Consider the following 15,305-nt stretch of genomic DNA (forward strand, 5'->3'; position numbering starts at 1 on the left):
CCTCAAACCTCCTGGAGGCGGCCCGATAACACGTCCGGCCGCGCGGAAAGCCGCAGAACGTCGACCCGGTGGTCCGGCAGGAGGTCGGAGACCAGGCCCGAGTTCTGGAAAGTCACGACGAAGCTCACCGGCGATCCGTCCGAAGTGGACGATCTGCGGAGCAGGGTGGTCAGCTGGCGGCGCTGTTCGGCGGAGGCGATCGCGTCGATCTCGTCGAGCAGCACCAGCTGCACGCCTTCGGCCACCGCCTGCCGGACCTCGGCGGCAGGCTCAGCGGAGTCCCGGCACTGCACCAGCGCGGTGCGCGACCGCACGGCCCGCGCCCGCTGCGGCAGCAGCAGCCCGGTCACCCGCAGGTCACCCCGCACGGTCCGGACTCGGCCGCCGAGCGCGTGCAGCAGCGCGGACGCGTCATCGCCCTCCACCGCGAGCACCCCGCCAGGCCGCAGGCCGATCCGCACGCCGCCGACGGCCTGGTCGCCGCGGTCGTCGTGGATGCTCAGGTCGCGGGCGCTGACCACCTCGTCGTTGCCCGGCCACTCGGCCAGGCGCAGCTCGTGCTGCAGCGCCTCGCCTTCCACGTCCATCGCGGGCAGCCGCCGGGCCAGCCAGCGCGGCAGCCACCAGGCCTTGTCGCCGAGCAGCGCCATCACCGCCGGCACCAGCGTCATCCGGACCAGGAACGCGTCCACGAACACGCCGACCGCCAGGCCGAACGCGATGGGCTTGATGTTGGCGTCGCCGTGCGGGACGAACGCGGCGAACACCGAGATCATGATGACCGCGGCAGCCACCACCACCGGCGCGACGTTGGTGAAACCGGCCTCGATGGCCCGCTTCGCGTCGCCGTGGTGGCTGTACTCCTCGCGCATCCGGGAGACCAGGAAGACCTCGTAGTCCATGGCCAGCCCGAACAGGATCGCCATCAGCAGGATCGGCATGAAGCTGATGACCCCGCCGACGTGCGCCAGGTTCAGCGGCCCGGCCAGGTGCCCCTGGTTGAACACGAACGCGATCGCGCCGAACGTCGCGCCGACCGACAGCAGGTAGCCGAGCGCGGCCTTGACCGGCACCCACACCGAGCGGAACACCATCGCCAGCAGCACCAGCGTCAGGCCGACCACGATGACCGCGAACGGCAGCAGCGCGTCGAAGAGCTTCTCGGACAGGTCGATGCCGATGGCGGTCACGCCGGTCACCGCGATGCCCGCGCCGTACTTCTCGGCGAAGTGCGGGCTCATCGCGCGCAGCCGGTGCACCAGGTCGGCGGTCTCGTCGGCTTCGCCGCCGGTGGTCGGGATGACCTGGATGATGCCGGTGTCGATGGTCGGATTCGGCGTGGCCATGGGAATCGCGGCCACACCCGGCATCGCCCGGATCTCGTCGGCGATGCCGTTGACCTGCCCCAGCGGATCCTCGTTGCCGATGATGTCGGTGGTGACCATCAGCGGGCTGTTGAAGCCAGGGCCGAACTTCTCGGCGATGTGGTCGTAGGTGTCGCGCGCCGGGGTGCCGACGGCCTGCGCGCTCGCGTCGGGCACCGACAGCTTCAGGTCCGCCATCGGCAGCGCGCACACGCCGAGCCCGGCGACGACCAGGACGATCGTCAGCAGCGGCACCTTGGTGACCGCCCGCACCCAGGTCAGCGCGAACGAGCGGCGTGCGCGACGCGGCTTGGCGGCACGTCGGCGCCGGACCTTGACCGGGCGCAGCCGTTCACCCGCGAAGCTCAGCAGCGCCGGGATGATGGTCAGCGCCACCGCGACTCCGACCGCGATCGCGACACCGGCCAGCACGCCCATGGTGGTCAGGAACGTGATGCCGGGAACCGCCAGCGCCAGCAGCGCGATGATCACCGTGACGCCGGCGAAGATGACAGCCGAACCGGCGGTGGCCACGGAACGCGCGATGGACTCGTCGACGTCGACTCCGGCGGCGAGCTGTTCGCGGTGCCGGGACACGATGAACAGCGAGTAGTCGATGCCCACGGCCAGGCCCAGCATCACGCCGAGCATCGGCGCGGCCGACGACACCTCGGTGAAAACGGTGGCCAGCAGCACGATCGTCATCGACACGCCGACGCCGACGAGCGCGGTGATCAGCGGCATCACGGCGGCGACCAGCGAGCGCAGCAACAGCATCAGCACCAGCAGCGCGACGACCACGCCGACCGCTTCGGTCGCGCCCATCTCGGGCATGGCGTTGGCGAAGATGTCGCCGCCGACGTGCACCGAGGCGCCTGCGCCGAGCTGCTGCTCCAGCGCGTGAGCCTCGCTGATCAGGTCGTTCTTCACCTGATCAGGTACATCCAGCGGCGGGAAGTCGAACTGCATGTTGATCAGGCCGGTGCTGCGGTCCTCGGAGACCTGGTTCTTCACCAGCTCGTCCAGCGGACTCACCACCGAGTCCACGCCGTCCCAACCGGAAACGCGGTCGATCAGGCCCTCGAAGGCGTGCCGCACCTCAGGCGAGTCCACCTGCTCGCCCGGCGGCACGGTGAACACCAGCTGCGCGCGCGAGCCTGTCATCTGGGGGAAGACGTTGTTGAGGTGGTCCAGCGCTTCCTGCGATTCGGCGCCGGGGATCTCGAGACTGGTCTCCATCCCCTTCTGCAGGAAGAACGCGCCGCTGCCCAGCACGGCGAGCAGCGCTAGCCACGCGACCAGCACCCAGGTTCTAGCGCGGACCACGGCCCGCCCGAGTCGGTACAGCGAAGACGACAACCGGAACACTCCCGCAGCGAGAATCGATACACGGCGCATGCGATACGCGGTGCATGCGATACACGATGTATTCAATGCACACTGTATGTTTCCCGGGGCCCCGCGATGCCACCTCGCGCGGGAAACTGTGAGGCGAAACACCGAGCGGGAGAATCAAGGTCATGACCGACCAGCCGCAACGGCGCGAAACCCGACGACGCGCGGAAACCCGTCGTCGGCTGATCTCCGCTGCCCGCGAGGTGTTCCTGGAGCACAGCATCCGCGACGCGCCGGTGGAGCTGATCTGCGAGGCGGCCGGCTTTAGCCGCGGCGCCTTCTATTCCAACTTCGCGACGAAGGAAGACCTCTTCCTCGCCGTCTACGAGGAGGAGATGACCGCCCGCATCGACCAGACGCGGGAGATCATCGAGAAGGCCGTCGCCCCCACCGGTGAAGAGCGCTCGGTGCACGAATCGATCCTCAAGATCGGTGCGGCGTGCGCGGAGTCGTTGGTCGCCGACAAGACCTGGTACCTGCTGCTGACCGAATTCCGCGCGCACGCCCTGCGAAACCCCGAACTGCGCATGCGCGCGGGGGAGTACCTGGTGCAGGTCACCGAAGCGGTCGCGGAGCTGATGCAGCACGCCCTCGACGAACTCGGCATGCGCGCGGAAGTCGACACCCGAGACGCGGTCCGAGCGCTGATCGCGATCTACGACGCGGAACTGGAACGAGCGGTCTTCAGCAACAGCGACCCGAACCTGGGCACCCTGTTCACGGAGATCTTCCCCCGCATCGCAGCAGCCCTCATCACCCCTCGCGACACCTGACCTCTGGCGAAATCACCTGGGGCCGTGTGACCTCCACGAAATCGCGCACTGCACCCCGACCGGGGCACTGCGTTGTGGGCCGTCGACCGCCGCTGGTTTGAGGCGTCGGTAGGTCGCGCTCGGCACGGGGGCCACTTCCGCACCCGGCTAACCTCGATGAGGCTTGGGGCACGGTTGTTGCAGCAGATCGACGATCGAGAGGTCGGTTTCCCCGGCGACGAGGTCGCATGCCAATTCCGCACGCGCCGCAAGGTCGAGCGGGTACAGCCTTGTGTCGAAGTACGAGTGGGCGATGCGGTCGAGGCCCGCTCCGACGAGCGGGGCCGCGCTCCGGAGCGTGGCGTCCAGGGAAACACTGGCGACAGATCCGCCGTGCAGCACCACGTTTCGCGCTCTGTAGAGACGACGAAGTGCCACGCGAACGGCCTGGGTCACCTCGGACAGGACGCGCGGAAGCCCCCGCTTGCGCGCACGCCTCGGGTGGTGTGCGCGCGGGCGGCGAGCCATGTGCTGACTTCGGTCTTGTTCAGCCAGCCGTCCGTCTTCTCGGCGAGGGGGCGGTTGGGGATTCCGTCCATCACGAGAAGTACTTCGAAAATGCGAGGTGATGTGTGCGCCAGTTCCGCAGCTCGCGTGAGGATCGCGTCGGTACCCGCTCCGTCGCGGCTCAGTGCCGCCCACTGGGATGTGAGAAAGGGAGCGGTGTAGCCGAGGTCGAGCAGGTGGGCGGCGACCGTGCGGGCCAATCGTTCCGGTTTGACCTTGGCGCCGTCGCGCAATCCGGTAACCCACCGATCGAGGTAGTTCGTTTGGGCGTGGTCGATGAGATGTCGAAGGCGACGGTGGCCGGGGCTGGGATCGATGATCTCGCCTTTGCGGAGGATTTCGGTGAGTTCACGGCGCAGTTCGCGAGTGCCGAGTCCGAGATCAGGCCCGACCAATCGCGCGAGTTCGCGCTGCTGCCAGCTCACGGCTGTAGCCGAGAGAACCCGCCGGGCCTGCCACGTGCTGGCTTCCCAGAGTTCTTCCAAAGCCAGAATTGACCCGATGTCCCACAAACGCCGAGTCCAAGGCATTCCCTGGGCCATGCAGTAGTCGGTCAGCCGAGCCAGGACGTGACGCGAGTAGAGCGGATCCGCTGGTTGCACGCCGACAACATAGTGGTGCTAAGCTGTCATCAGCTTGAGGGAGGTACCCGCCACAAGGCCACTACCTCCCTTTTTTCTTGCCCCGGTGAGGCTGCGCGCGGCGAAATTCCCCTGATCTGGGTATGCGGGACCGGCTTGATGTCCTCGTGAACGACAGAACTTGCTGGCGATGGACACCGTATTGGTGACGCATGGTCACCGCCTTCGGCATGCGCACGGCGGTCGACGCCCGGCACTGTCCCACTACGCCTTCGGTGGTCGCGGTAGCAACGGCTTTCCGGCAGTCGGCCGCAAGCGAGTGATTCCTTTCGCGTGCCGTTGACCAGCGGCGACGGTCCATGTTGCCTGTCAGCAGGCCGGTGACAAGAGCCCCAGGAGGGTTCTCCTCCTGTCAGGGGTAGCCGGCCGTCTACTTTCCCAAAGCAAGAGCTCCGCCGGTCTTGACCAGGCGGAGCTCTTGAAGTCTTCGATCAGCGCAGGTCGAACCTTCGTGCTTGGACTGCTGCTAGAAAGGCCCTCCAGGATCGATGATCGAACGCCAGCGTTCCGCCATCGCGATCTTTCGTGTCCCGCACGCCGATGACACCGGGCCCGCTGCCGACCTCGACGCAACTTCCGGTTTGTCCGCTGTGTAGCTGGACTTCTTCCAGGTCATCTGATCAGCGGAGGTCGTGCTTCCCGGTCTTCACGTCGCGCATGAAGGCCGACCACGCCGAGGTGGTGAAGGGGAGGACAGGGCTGGCGCTACTGAGCTTGCTGTCCTTCACGCCAGCGGCTCCAGGAACGCGCGCCACCATGACGCAGGCACCCCCGCCGCCGTGGCTTCGGCTGCTCTTGCGCCACTGCGCCTGGCTGAAGTCCGGGGATAACATTCCGCGCTCCCTTGCCCTGCTTACAACTCCCGAGCGAGCCGGTTCAGGAAGGTGATCGATTCCTTCTGGCTCAACGCCCTGGACCGCAAGGCGCTGTAGTTCAGGGTATATGCAGCAACTTCGGCTGGATCCTCCAAATAGACGCTACCTGTGAGGTGCTCCGCGAAGGCTACGTCCGGATCTTCTTGATCGGGGAAGGACAGCATGATGAACGGAAGGCCGAGTGCGGGGATCGCTCCGGTGCTGAACGGAATTACCTGAACTGTCACGTGGGGCAGTTTGGCGCTGGACACGAGGTGTTTGAGCTGTTCGCGCATCACCTCGGGGCCGCCGATCAGTTGTCGCAGCGCTGACTCGTGGATGACGGTGCCCAAGGTGAGCGGATTCGTTTCGCGCAGCCGTGCTTGTCGTTGTGCGCGCAGGTCGGTGCGCTCTTTCATGACGACTTCGTCGGCCTTCGGGATCCACGCCTGCATGAGTTCGGTTGCGTAGCGCTCGGTCTGCAACAGTCCGGGAATCAGTTCGCCGGAGAACTCGTGCACCTCGGCGGCTTCGGACTCGAGCCCGATGTATTCCTCGAAGTTCGATGCCAGTGCGTCCTGGCCGTACCGCTGCCACCAGCCCTTCTGCCTGGCTTGCAACGCGAGCGCGACGTACTGATCCCGTTCTGCGTCGGGGACGCCGTAGACCGCTGCCAGCGCGAGAACTTCGGCCGGTCCAGCGGATTTCTCGGCGTTCTCGAACCTGCTCAGCTTCGGCTTGGACCAGTCCAGCGCAGCCGCGACGTCCTCTTGGCGGAGTCCGGCTTCCGCGCGCCAGCGTCGGATTCCTCTGGTGAGCCTCCGTAGTCGCACTGTCGGGCTGATCCGCTCGTCCACGTTGTCCTCCTCCGCTCAGCTCGTTGCTTGGATCTTCGCAGGGGGCAGTCCTTCCACGCAGTCGCTCTTTCGGGTGCGGTGGTGGATCTATCGGCTGACGGACATTGCAGATGTGGAAATTCCACGGGACTTTGATTTCAATTTTCCACATCGGCACGGAAGGAAGCCCCATGGAGTACCTGACTTACATCTGGCGTCCGGTCACCGGTGGGCGGCACGCGTTTCCCGTTGTGGCGCGGGAGGTTCCGGTCGGCGAGCAGGTCGCCGCCTACTGCGGAGCGGAGGTCGACGCAGCTGAGCTGCACGACCGCACCGAGGTGGACTGGGTTCGCGAGCGCTCCTGCATGGACTGCTGGCGCATCCTCGCCGACCGCACCTGATCGACCGCCCCACTCGGAAGGAGAACGCGATGTTCTGGTTGCACCTGAGCGGACTCGTGCTGATCAACGTGTTGATCGCCGCTCTGATCATCAGCTCGACCGCGATGCGGTTTCCGTTCGCCACGCGGGCTCAGCACGCCGGGGCGGGGGAGGGTGCTTACAACGTCTGGGAACTCATCGCACAAGTGGAAGCCGAACGCGATGAGGAGCGAGCCCGCGCCGTAGTGCGGTCGCCTGCACCGCAGTTCCCCACCGATGACCCGGACGACCAATCAACCGGTCGACATCACTTGCGCGGCTGACCGAGAGTCGGCGACAAGACTGGATCGGTGCAGCTGCCTCCCCGACCACTGCATCGGTCCGACCCGGTGGCCGGGCGCCTTCCCCTCCCTGCGCTCGGCCACCGGCCTCCACTCTCCTGGTTCTCCTGCTGGTGATCATCGAGGGTGGCCGGTTGGTGGCGCGTGGAAGTTGTTGGCTTGGCGGGATTTTCGGTGGTCGAAAGGTATTGGAAACTTACTTCGGATGACGTATAAAGTAGCGCATGTCCGAGGTCAGCGACCGTTCTGCGCCCACTGGGAACGAGGCTCTGCGGCGCATCCGCACCGATGCGGTGCTCGCCGCGCTGCGTGAGCACGGGCCCGTTTCGCGCACTGAACTCGCCGGGCTGACCGGTTACCGCCCGTCGTCGTTGACCGAGATCGTTCGCGAGCTGATGGGGTCCGGGCACGTCATCGAGGTCGGTGCCGGGGACTCCTCCGGGGGGCGTCGGCCGCGGATGCTGGAGTTCAACCCGTCCGCTGAATCGCTGGTCGCCGTGTCCCTGGAAGGGGAGCAGGCGCGCGTTTCGGTGGTCGACCTCGCCGGGGAACTGCTCGGTTCGTACAGCCTCGCGGTGGATCCGGACGCGCCGCTGGACGGGCTGAGCGACGTCGTCCACCAGGCACTTCGGATGCATCCGAAGCCGAGTCCGAGCCGCGTCGTGTTCTCCCTCCCCGGTGTTGCCACCGCGGAGGGGGCCGTGGCGCTCTCGCCGGTCCTGGAGTCGCTGGGCGGGCGGTCGCTCACCGAGGCGTTGGCCGAACGGGTCGGGTTGCCCGTGCAGATCTCCAACGACGTCAACCTGATCGCGCTGGGGGAGCGCGAACGCGGCGCCGCCGCCGACGTGGACGACCTCGTGCTGGTCTACGTCGGATACGGCATCGGTGCCGCGATCGTCAGCGGCGGAGCGCTCTGCCGCGGAGCCGCCGGATTCGCCGGGGAAATCGGCTTCCTGCCTGCGGGTTTGCCGCCCGCGCCGCACAGCGGCGGGCGCGGCGAGTTCGAGCGGCGGTGGAGCGTTCCCGGCATCCGGCAGGCACTGCCCGAACTGGATGGTCGGGCCGATGACGCCCCGGTCGCCGAGCTGGCCGCTCGGGCCGGTGAACCTGCTGTCGCCGAGTTGCGCAGGCAGGTCATCGAGGCGTGGGCCTACGCCGCCATCGTCTGCGCGTGCGTGGTGAACCCGGCACGCGTGGTCTTCGCCGGAGCCGCCACCGAACTCGGACCCGACGGGCTGGCCGAACTGGCCGCGCTCGTCGGATCGGCGGCCCCGTCGGCACCCGAGGTCGTGTTCGCCGAGCTCGGTCCCCGCGCGCTGCACATCGGCGCGGTTTCGCCATCTCTGATTCCCCCGGCTGCGAACACCGCGCAGCCCGTGCGCGAAGGGTAGCCATGCGCAGAATCCTGTCCCTCATCACCGGCGTGACGTTGTTCGCCGGTCTGACCGCCGGATGCGGTCTCAACGCCGCCGGCGGAGACGACGGCCTGACCATCTACACCGCCCGCGACAAGGAACTCGCCGAGTCCGTGGTCAAGGACTTCGAGGAGGCGAACCCCGAGTACAAGGGCAAGGTCCGGCTCCTGACGCTCGGCGCGCAGGAAGCCGCCGAGCGGATCTCGGCCGAGCGCGGCCGCCCGCAGGCCGACGTCTGGTGGGGCGGCTCGCAGCAGCAGCTCAGCCAGGCCGCCAACGACGGCGTGCTCGCGCCCGTTCCCGACCAGGTGCGCGACCGGATCCCCGAGCGCTACCGCGACGCGGACGGCCGCTGGGTCGGTGAGATGGTCCTCGCCGAGGTCGTCTTCTACAACGACCAGATGCTGACCCCGGAGCAGGCCCCGAAGGACTGGGACGACCTGATCAAGCCGGAGTACAAGGACAAGATCGCGGTCCGCGACGTCGCCGCCTCCGGCACGATGCGCAGCATCTACTCGGCGATGATCAGCCGCAACAGCACGCCGGACGACCCGGAACCGGGCTACGACTGGCTGCGCAAGCTGGACGCCAACACCAAGGTCTACGCGGCCAACCCGACCGACCTCTACCTGCGGATCCAGCGGCAGGAAGCGCCGATCAGCGTCTGGAACCTCCAGGACGTCATGCTGCAGCAGAAGAAGAATGGTGCGCCGTTCAAGCCGGTCGCCACGACTTCCGGTGTGCCGCAGCTGATCGACGGCGTGGCCAAGGTCAAGGACGGCCCGAACGCGGCCGCCGCCGACAAGTTCCTCGACTTCCTGCTCGGCGTCGACGAGCAGAAGAAGCTGGGCGAGGAGTACTACCAGATCCCGACCGTCGAGGGCGCCGGTGAGCCGAGCTGGCTCGCCCCGCTTGGCCTGCACGAGATGCCGGTCGACTGGGAACTCGCGGGCAGCAAGGAATCCGAGTGGATTTCCTACTGGAGCGACCAGATCAAGAACCAGAACTAAGGCCTGTCTTCACTCGCTCCGCGTAGCGGTGCGGGTGGCGGAACCTCAGAGGCCGCCTGGACTGCGGGAGCCCGTTCTCATGCATGTCCGATGCACGGCGAACGGGCTGTCCTCGCCGGGCGACCTCTGAGAACCCGCGGCGGTGCCAGCGCTGTAGGTGGGCTAAGCGCCTTCGGCGCTGCAAAGAAGAAGATCAAGGGCAGGTACTTGAAAAATGGCACGCCGCCGGACCCGGAGCTCCGGTCGGATGCCTGCTGATCAGACGTTTCAGCACCTAGTCGCCCCGCCGGTGCGCGGGCAGAGCACGGAGCGACCAGCATGATCCCCGTTCGCCTCGACCGCGTCGGCAAGAGCTACGGCTCGGCCGCGCAGGTCGTGCACGACATCGACGTGACGATCGAGTCCGGTGAGTTCTTCACGCTCCTGGGCCCGTCCGGCTGCGGCAAGTCCACCACGCTGCGCATGATCGCCGGGTTCGTCACGCCCACCAGCGGCCGAATCTTCTTCGGCGACCGCGACATCACGGCCACCCCGCCGAACAAGCGCGGCACCGGCATGGTGTTCCAGAACTACGCGCTGTTCCCGCACTACGACGTCGCGCAGAACGTCGCCTACGGCCTGGTGACCCGCAAGGTCGCCAAGGCCGAACGCGCCGAGCGGGTCACCGCCGCGCTCGCCGCGGTCGGCCTCGAGGGCTACGCGGACCGGCGCATCGACCAGCTCTCCGGCGGTCAGCAGCAGCGCGTCGCGCTGGCCCGCGCGCTGGTCATCTCGCCCTCGGTGCTGCTGCTCGACGAGCCGCTGTCCAATTTGGACGCCAAGCTGCGCGAGGAGACCCGGATCGAGATCCGGCGCGCGCAGCGCGAAGCCGGCATCACCAGCGTCTACGTCACGCACGACCAGGCCGAGGCGATGGCCATGAGCGACCGGATCGCCGTGCTGGAATCCGGGAAGCTGCACCAGGTCGGCACCCCGCGCGAGGTCTACCACCAGCCCGCGACCGCTTTCGTGGCCAAGTTCATCGGCGGCAGCAACGTCCTGGACGCCGAGGTCGTGGAGGTCTCCGGCGACCGGGCCATGGTGGAGCTGGCCGGATCCGGCGCGAAGCTCGCCACCGGTGGCGCCGAGCAGACGAAGACCGGCGAGCGGGTCGCGGTGTCCGTCCGGCCCGAGCACTTCGAGCTCACCGAACCCGGGCAGGGCAGCTTCGACGCCGTCGTGCGCGCCGTGGAGTTCACCGGCGCGACCTGCCAGTTCGAGTTGCAGGCCGGAGACCTGGAGCTGTCGGTGGCGGTGCCGGACCGGCCCGGTCTGCCGCGGCCCGGTGACGCCGTCGGCCTGCGTCCGGACGCCGACCACGCCTGGCTGGTGCGGCCATGAGCGCCCCGGCGGTGGCCCCGAAGCCCCGGCGCCGCAAGCTGCCGGCGTCCGACGGCGACCGGTTCGTCTACGTGCTGGCCATCCCGGTCGTGCTGGTGCTGCTGTTCCTCGTCGTCATCCCGATGGCGACGACGGCCATCACTTCCGCTGGGGGCAACGGTTTCGCGACCAACTACGGCAGCCTGTTCGGCGGTAGTTCCGGTCAGGCACTGCTGCTGTCGTTGGTGAGCTCGCTGCTCTCCGTCTTCTTCTGCGGTGTGCTCGGCACCCTGCTCGCAGTGCTGCTGCACCGCTTCGACTTCCCCGGCCGCCGCGCGCTCTCGGTGTTCGCGGTGCTGCCGATGGCGCTGCCGCCGCTGATCGGCGCGGTGTCGTTCGTGCTGCTCTACAGCGAAACCGGGATCCTGCCGCGCACCCTCAACGTGCTGCTCGGCATCGACCCGGCCAGCACCTCGGTCGGTGGGCTGGCGGGCGTCGTCCTGGTGCACGCCTTCACCATGTACCCGTACTTCTACCTGTCGGTTTCGGCCGCGCTGGCCGGGATGGACGGGTCGCTTGAAGAGGCCGCGACCAACCTCGGCGCCGGTCGGATCCGGGTGTGGCGGACGGTGCTGCTGCCGATGCTCACCCCGGCGCTGGTCTCCGGTGCGCTGCTGACGTTCATGATGTCGATGGCGTCGTTCACCGCGCCGCAGCTGTACAACGTGCAGACCCTGACGATGGAGATCGTCTCCGCGCGCACCTCCGGCAACGCCGCGCTTGCCGCCGCCCAGTCGACCGCACTGTCCGTGGTGTCGATCGTGTTCCTGCTGAGCATGCGCTGGTACCAGGGCCGTCGCGTGCACCGCAGCCTCTCCAAGGGCACCCCGAGCGCGCGTCGGGCACCGGCCTCGGCCGCGGCGAAGTTCGCCGCCGCGCTGGGCAGCCTGCTGCTGACGGTGGTTCTGCTGGCGCCGGTGCTGGTGATCGTGCTGGTGTCGTTCTCGGTGGACGGCGCGTGGACGACGCAGGTGCTGCCGACCGAGTACACATTGGACAACTACCTGGAGATCTTCTCCGAGCCGCAGAGCCTGCTTCCGATCTCGGTGAGCGTGCAGACCAGCTTGCTGGCCACCGCGTTCGCGATCGTCGTCGGTGCGGCGGCCGCGTGGGTCGTGGCCCGGTGGCGCAAGCCCGGTAAGGGCCTGCTGGACGTGGTCATCATGCTGCCGTGGGCGCTGCCCGGCACGGTCATCGGCGTGAACCTGGTGACCGCGTTCAACGAGCCCGGCGTCGGCAACCTCGGCCTGACGCTGGTCGGCACGCTGTGGATCCTGCCGGTCGCCTACTTCGTCCGGTTCGTGCCGCTGGTGTTCCGCTCGACCAGCGCCTCCCTGGACCAGCTCGATCCGACGCTGGAGGAAGCCGCGCGCAACCTCGGCGCCGGCCCGATGCGAGTCCTGCGCACCGTCACGTTGCCGCTGGTTCTGCGCGGGGTGCTCGCCGGTGCCCTGCTGGCCTTCGTCGACGGTGTGGGCGAGTATGTCGCCTCCGTGGTGATCTACCCGCCGGGTCTGCCGCCGATGTCGGTGGAGATCTACAACCGGATCTACTCCTCGGAGTTCGGCACCGCAGCCGCCTACGGCGCACTGCAGATCGTGCTGATCCTGATCGTCCTGGCGGTGTCCAACCGGCTCGGCCAGGGGCCGCGCCAGAAGCGTTCCGCGGCCGCCCCGGTGGTCGTGCCCACCGCGTGAGTCCGTCTCAATCCACAGTGGAAAGAGTTCTTGACATGCAGCCTCCGGAAAACCTGTCCATCTACTGGCAGAACCACCTCCGGGTCGCCTTCGAGAAGTCCGCGCCGCAGCTGTACCGGCCGATGCTGACGGCCAGCCTCGCGCACGTGGTGATGCTCGCCGAGCAGGGCCTGCTGCCGGCCGAGCGCGCCCGGCAGCTGCTGGGCGGTCTGCGCGAACTGCTCGCGGCCGAGGACGACCGGTTCGTCTTCGACGGCAGCGTCGAGGACGTCTACTACCTCGTCGAACAGCGGCTCGCGGCGGCGGCCGGGATCAGGAAGTCCGAATTGGACGTTCAGCTGGCCCGGTCCCGCAACGACCTCGACGCCGGTGTGTTCCGCATGGTGCTGCGGGACAACATCCTCGACCAGGCCCGCCAGGCCTGCGCCGCCGCCGAGGCCGCCGCCGCCCAGGCGGACCGCTGCGCGGAGGTGCTGATCACCGGGTTCACCCACCGTCGGCCGGCGCAGCCGACCACGCTCGGGCACGTGCTGGCCGGTTACGCCGAGGCGTTGTTGAGCCAGGCCGACGAGCTGCTGTCGGTCTACGACGAGCTCGACGTCAACCCGCTCGGTTCCTGCGCCTTCGCCGGGACCGACTTGCCGATCGAGCCGGAGCGGCTGGGCGAACTGCTCGGCTTCCGGGAGAGCTTCACCTCCAGCTACGAGGCGGTGGCCGGGTCGGAGCACCTGATGCGCACCGCGGCGGTGCAGGCGCGGATCCTCGCGACCGGTGCCCGGATGGCCCGCACCATGCTGGACTGGATGACCTTCGGCTGGATCGCCACGCCGGACTCCTACTGCCAGGGCTCGAGCATCATGCCGCAGAAGAAGAACCCGGTGGTTCTGGAGCACATGTGCTCGATGGCGGGCGCGGCGGCGGCCGACCTGGCCGCGACGATGAACAACGTCGGCGCCGCCTGGTACGAGGACTCCAACAACGCCACCACCGACGTCCAGGAACACCTGTGGCGAGCGGGAGATCGCTCGGTGCGGTTCCTGACCATGATGGGCGGGCTGATCGAGGAGCTGCGCCCGCAGGACCCGCCGTCGCCGGAGCAGGTCGTGGCCACCGGTGCGACCACCACCGCCATCGCTGAAGCGCTGGCCGGTGCCGGAATTCCTTGGCGCGGCGCGCATTCCGTGGTCGGCGCACTCGTTCGGCAGGCGCCGCCGGCGGAGTGGACGAGCTCGGTGGTCGCCGCTGCGATCGCGGAGGCCGGGCTGGGCGAGGTGGACGACTCCGTCGTCGAGGCCGCGCTCGCCGCCGGACTCAAGCCGGAGCTCGTGCTCGACCGCCCGCAGGCAGGCGGCCCCGGTGCGGCGGCCGTGCGGCGCACGGCGGAGCTGGCGTTGGGTCGGGCGCGCTCGCTGGGCGACGAATTCGCCGCGCGTCGCACGGTTCTCAGCGAAGCCGCGGCCAAGCTGGACGCTGCGGTCGACGGTGTGCTGGCCGGGGGCCGCGGGTGAACCAGCCTGCTCCCGATGACCGGATCACGGTCGTCGGCAACGTCAACCTCGATGTGCTGGTCGCCGGTGCGGCGGAACTCCCGCCGCCCGGCACCGAGCAGATCGTGCCTTCGATCGTCCTGCGGCCCGGTGGCTCGGCGGCCAACACCGCCATCGTGCTGGCACAGCTCGGCAGGTCGACGGTGCTGGCCGGGCGTGTCGGCGACGACGGAACCGCCCGACTGCTCACCGAACAGCTCGACATCCCCGGACTGCGGTCGGACCTGGTCCGCGTGCGCGACGAGCCCACCGGCGTGACCGTCGCAGCCGAGGCGCCGGGCCGGGACCGCTCGTTCCTGTCGGCGCTCGGGGCGATGTCCGAGCTCGACGCGGAAGCCGTGCCGGTCGAATCGCTGTCCGCGCAGTTCGTGCTGTTATCCGGCTACTTCTTGCTGCCAGCCCTGCAAGGCGAGTCCGCGCGCGGCTTGCTGGCCCAGGCGCGGCAGGCCGGCGCGCGCACGGCTCTGGACACCGGCTGGGATCCGGAGGGCTGGTCGGAAGTCACGCGTGCCGAAGTCCTCCAGCTGCTGCGAGAAGTCGACGTCTTCCTGCCCAACGCGGACGAACTGCGCGCCCTGCACGGTGACGACCAGTGCACCGATGAGGACGCGGCCCGCAGCATCGCCGACGCGACCGGGACGACCGTCGTGGTCAAGCGCGGCTCCCTCGGCGCTCTCGCCGTGCGACCGGGCCAGGAGCCCAGTGCACATCCGGCGCCCGAAGTGCAGGTGCGCGATTCGACCGGTGCCGGTGACGCCTTCAACGCGGGACTGCTGCACCGGCTCGCCGACGGTGCGGACGTCGCCGACGCCACCGACTACGCGGTGCGGGTCGCCGCGACCGTGATCGTCCGTCCCTCGCACGACCGCGCTTTCACCCCGGAGGACGTGCTGGCATGAGTGGCTCTGTGTCAGGCCCGATCCTGCGCAACGGCACCTCAGGGGACCGTGACGCAAACCAGCCACAAGAAACCGCAAAACGCGAGATCACTCCCGGACGGGACCACCACTGTGATTCGCGGAGAGGCGGAACGGGCATGAGTGGTCCTGTGTCAGGCCCGATCCTGCGCAACGGCACCTCAGGGGAC

15 protein-coding genes are annotated in these 15,305 nt (G+C 68.4%); 9 read left to right on the forward strand and 6 right to left on the reverse strand.

The annotated features are described in order from the left end of the window. Positions 1–2: 2 nt before the first annotated feature. Positions 3–2,723, reverse strand: a complete 2,721-nt coding sequence (locus ACWCO2_RS03425; protein ID WP_450126098.1) for an MMPL family transporter — start codon at positions 2,721–2,723, stop codon at positions 3–5. A 161-nt stretch (positions 2,724–2,884) separates the two neighbouring features. On the opposite strand from ACWCO2_RS03425, the gene ACWCO2_RS03430 reads away from it, so the two are divergent. Beyond that, positions 2,885–3,532, forward strand: coding sequence for a TetR/AcrR family transcriptional regulator (locus ACWCO2_RS03430; RefSeq protein ID WP_450126099.1), 648 nt, complete (start codon positions 2,885–2,887; stop codon positions 3,530–3,532). A 147-nt stretch (positions 3,533–3,679) separates the two neighbouring features. On the opposite strand, the gene ACWCO2_RS03435 is transcribed toward ACWCO2_RS03430, so the two are convergent. From ACWCO2_RS03435 to ACWCO2_RS03455, 5 genes are all read right to left on the reverse strand, one after another. Continuing rightward, positions 3,680–3,916: a hypothetical protein gene (locus ACWCO2_RS03435; protein ID WP_450126100.1), complete on the reverse strand. Its 237-nt coding sequence runs from the start codon at positions 3,914–3,916 to the stop codon at positions 3,680–3,682. A gap of 47 nt (positions 3,917–3,963) precedes the next feature. Beyond that, entirely contained in the window at positions 3,964–4,620 is a 657-nt protein-coding gene (locus ACWCO2_RS03440; RefSeq protein WP_450126101.1) for a hypothetical protein, read from the reverse strand. Positions 4,621–5,150: 530 nt separating this feature from the next. After that, entirely contained in the window at positions 5,151–5,255 is a 105-nt protein-coding gene (locus tag ACWCO2_RS03445) for a DUF397 domain-containing protein (protein ID WP_450126102.1), read from the reverse strand. An 84-nt stretch (positions 5,256–5,339) separates the two neighbouring features. Further along, complete coding sequence (locus ACWCO2_RS03450; protein WP_450126103.1) at positions 5,340–5,552, reverse strand: DUF397 domain-containing protein; 213 nt, start codon at positions 5,550–5,552, stop codon at positions 5,340–5,342. Between the two features lie 20 nt (positions 5,553–5,572). Then, entirely contained in the window at positions 5,573–6,430 is an 858-nt protein-coding gene (locus ACWCO2_RS03455) for a helix-turn-helix domain-containing protein (protein WP_450126104.1), read from the reverse strand. Between the two features lie 170 nt (positions 6,431–6,600). Here ACWCO2_RS03455 and ACWCO2_RS03460 point away from each other — a divergent pair, with 170 nt between their 5' ends. From ACWCO2_RS03460 to ACWCO2_RS03495, 8 genes are all read left to right on the forward strand, one after another. Beyond that, positions 6,601–6,810, forward strand: a complete 210-nt coding sequence (locus ACWCO2_RS03460) for a zinc finger protein (RefSeq protein WP_450126105.1) — start codon at positions 6,601–6,603, stop codon at positions 6,808–6,810. Positions 6,811–6,839: 29 nt separating this feature from the next. Beyond that, positions 6,840–7,112, forward strand: a complete 273-nt coding sequence (locus ACWCO2_RS03465; protein WP_450126106.1) for a hypothetical protein — start codon at positions 6,840–6,842, stop codon at positions 7,110–7,112. Positions 7,113–7,354: 242 nt separating this feature from the next. Next, on the forward strand, positions 7,355–8,521 hold the full coding sequence (locus ACWCO2_RS03470) for an ROK family protein (RefSeq protein ID WP_450126107.1): 1,167 nt from the start codon (positions 7,355–7,357) through the stop codon (positions 8,519–8,521). Between the two features lie 2 nt (positions 8,522–8,523). Continuing rightward, positions 8,524–9,555, forward strand: a complete 1,032-nt coding sequence (locus ACWCO2_RS03475; protein ID WP_450126108.1) for an extracellular solute-binding protein — start codon at positions 8,524–8,526, stop codon at positions 9,553–9,555. A gap of 318 nt (positions 9,556–9,873) precedes the next feature. After that, on the forward strand, positions 9,874–10,935 hold the full coding sequence (locus tag ACWCO2_RS03480; protein WP_450126109.1) for an ABC transporter ATP-binding protein: 1,062 nt from the start codon (positions 9,874–9,876) through the stop codon (positions 10,933–10,935). Then, entirely contained in the window at positions 10,932–12,671 is a 1,740-nt protein-coding gene (locus tag ACWCO2_RS03485; RefSeq protein ID WP_450126110.1) for an ABC transporter permease, read from the forward strand. Before ACWCO2_RS03480 ends, ACWCO2_RS03485 begins: the two co-directional genes overlap by 4 nt. A gap of 35 nt (positions 12,672–12,706) precedes the next feature. Continuing rightward, positions 12,707–14,179, forward strand: a complete 1,473-nt coding sequence (locus ACWCO2_RS03490; protein WP_450126111.1) for a lyase family protein — start codon at positions 12,707–12,709, stop codon at positions 14,177–14,179. Then, a complete protein-coding gene (locus ACWCO2_RS03495) occupies positions 14,176–15,117 on the forward strand; it encodes a carbohydrate kinase family protein (RefSeq protein ID WP_450126112.1) in 942 nt (313 codons plus the stop codon). Before ACWCO2_RS03490 ends, ACWCO2_RS03495 begins: the two co-directional genes overlap by 4 nt. Positions 15,118–15,305 lie beyond the last annotated feature (188 nt).

The organism is Saccharopolyspora sp. NPDC002376 (assembly GCF_053593195.1).

Excerpts from the sequence above, each read along its gene's own strand:
- ACWCO2_RS03480 (WP_450126109.1), top strand. The coding sequence starts at position 9,874 with ATGATCCCCGTTCGCCTCGACCGCGTCGGCAAGAGCTACGGCTCGGCC.
- ACWCO2_RS03485 (WP_450126110.1), top strand. The coding sequence starts at position 10,932 with ATGAGCGCCCCGGCGGTGGCCCCGAAGCCCCGGCGCCGCAAGCTGCCG.
- ACWCO2_RS03490 (WP_450126111.1), top strand. The coding sequence starts at position 12,707 with ATGCAGCCTCCGGAAAACCTGTCCATCTACTGGCAGAACCACCTCCGG.
- ACWCO2_RS03430 (WP_450126099.1), top strand. The coding sequence starts at position 2,885 with ATGACCGACCAGCCGCAACGGCGCGAAACCCGACGACGCGCGGAAACC.
- ACWCO2_RS03440 (WP_450126101.1), bottom strand. The coding sequence starts at position 4,620 with ATGGCCCAGGGAATGCCTTGGACTCGGCGTTTGTGGGACATCGGGTCA.
- ACWCO2_RS03470 (WP_450126107.1), top strand. The coding sequence starts at position 7,355 with ATGTCCGAGGTCAGCGACCGTTCTGCGCCCACTGGGAACGAGGCTCTG.
- ACWCO2_RS03450 (WP_450126103.1), bottom strand. The coding sequence starts at position 5,552 with ATGTTATCCCCGGACTTCAGCCAGGCGCAGTGGCGCAAGAGCAGCCGA.
- ACWCO2_RS03475 (WP_450126108.1), top strand. The coding sequence starts at position 8,524 with ATGCGCAGAATCCTGTCCCTCATCACCGGCGTGACGTTGTTCGCCGGT.
- ACWCO2_RS03460 (WP_450126105.1), top strand. The coding sequence starts at position 6,601 with ATGGAGTACCTGACTTACATCTGGCGTCCGGTCACCGGTGGGCGGCAC.
- ACWCO2_RS03465 (WP_450126106.1), top strand. The coding sequence starts at position 6,840 with ATGTTCTGGTTGCACCTGAGCGGACTCGTGCTGATCAACGTGTTGATC.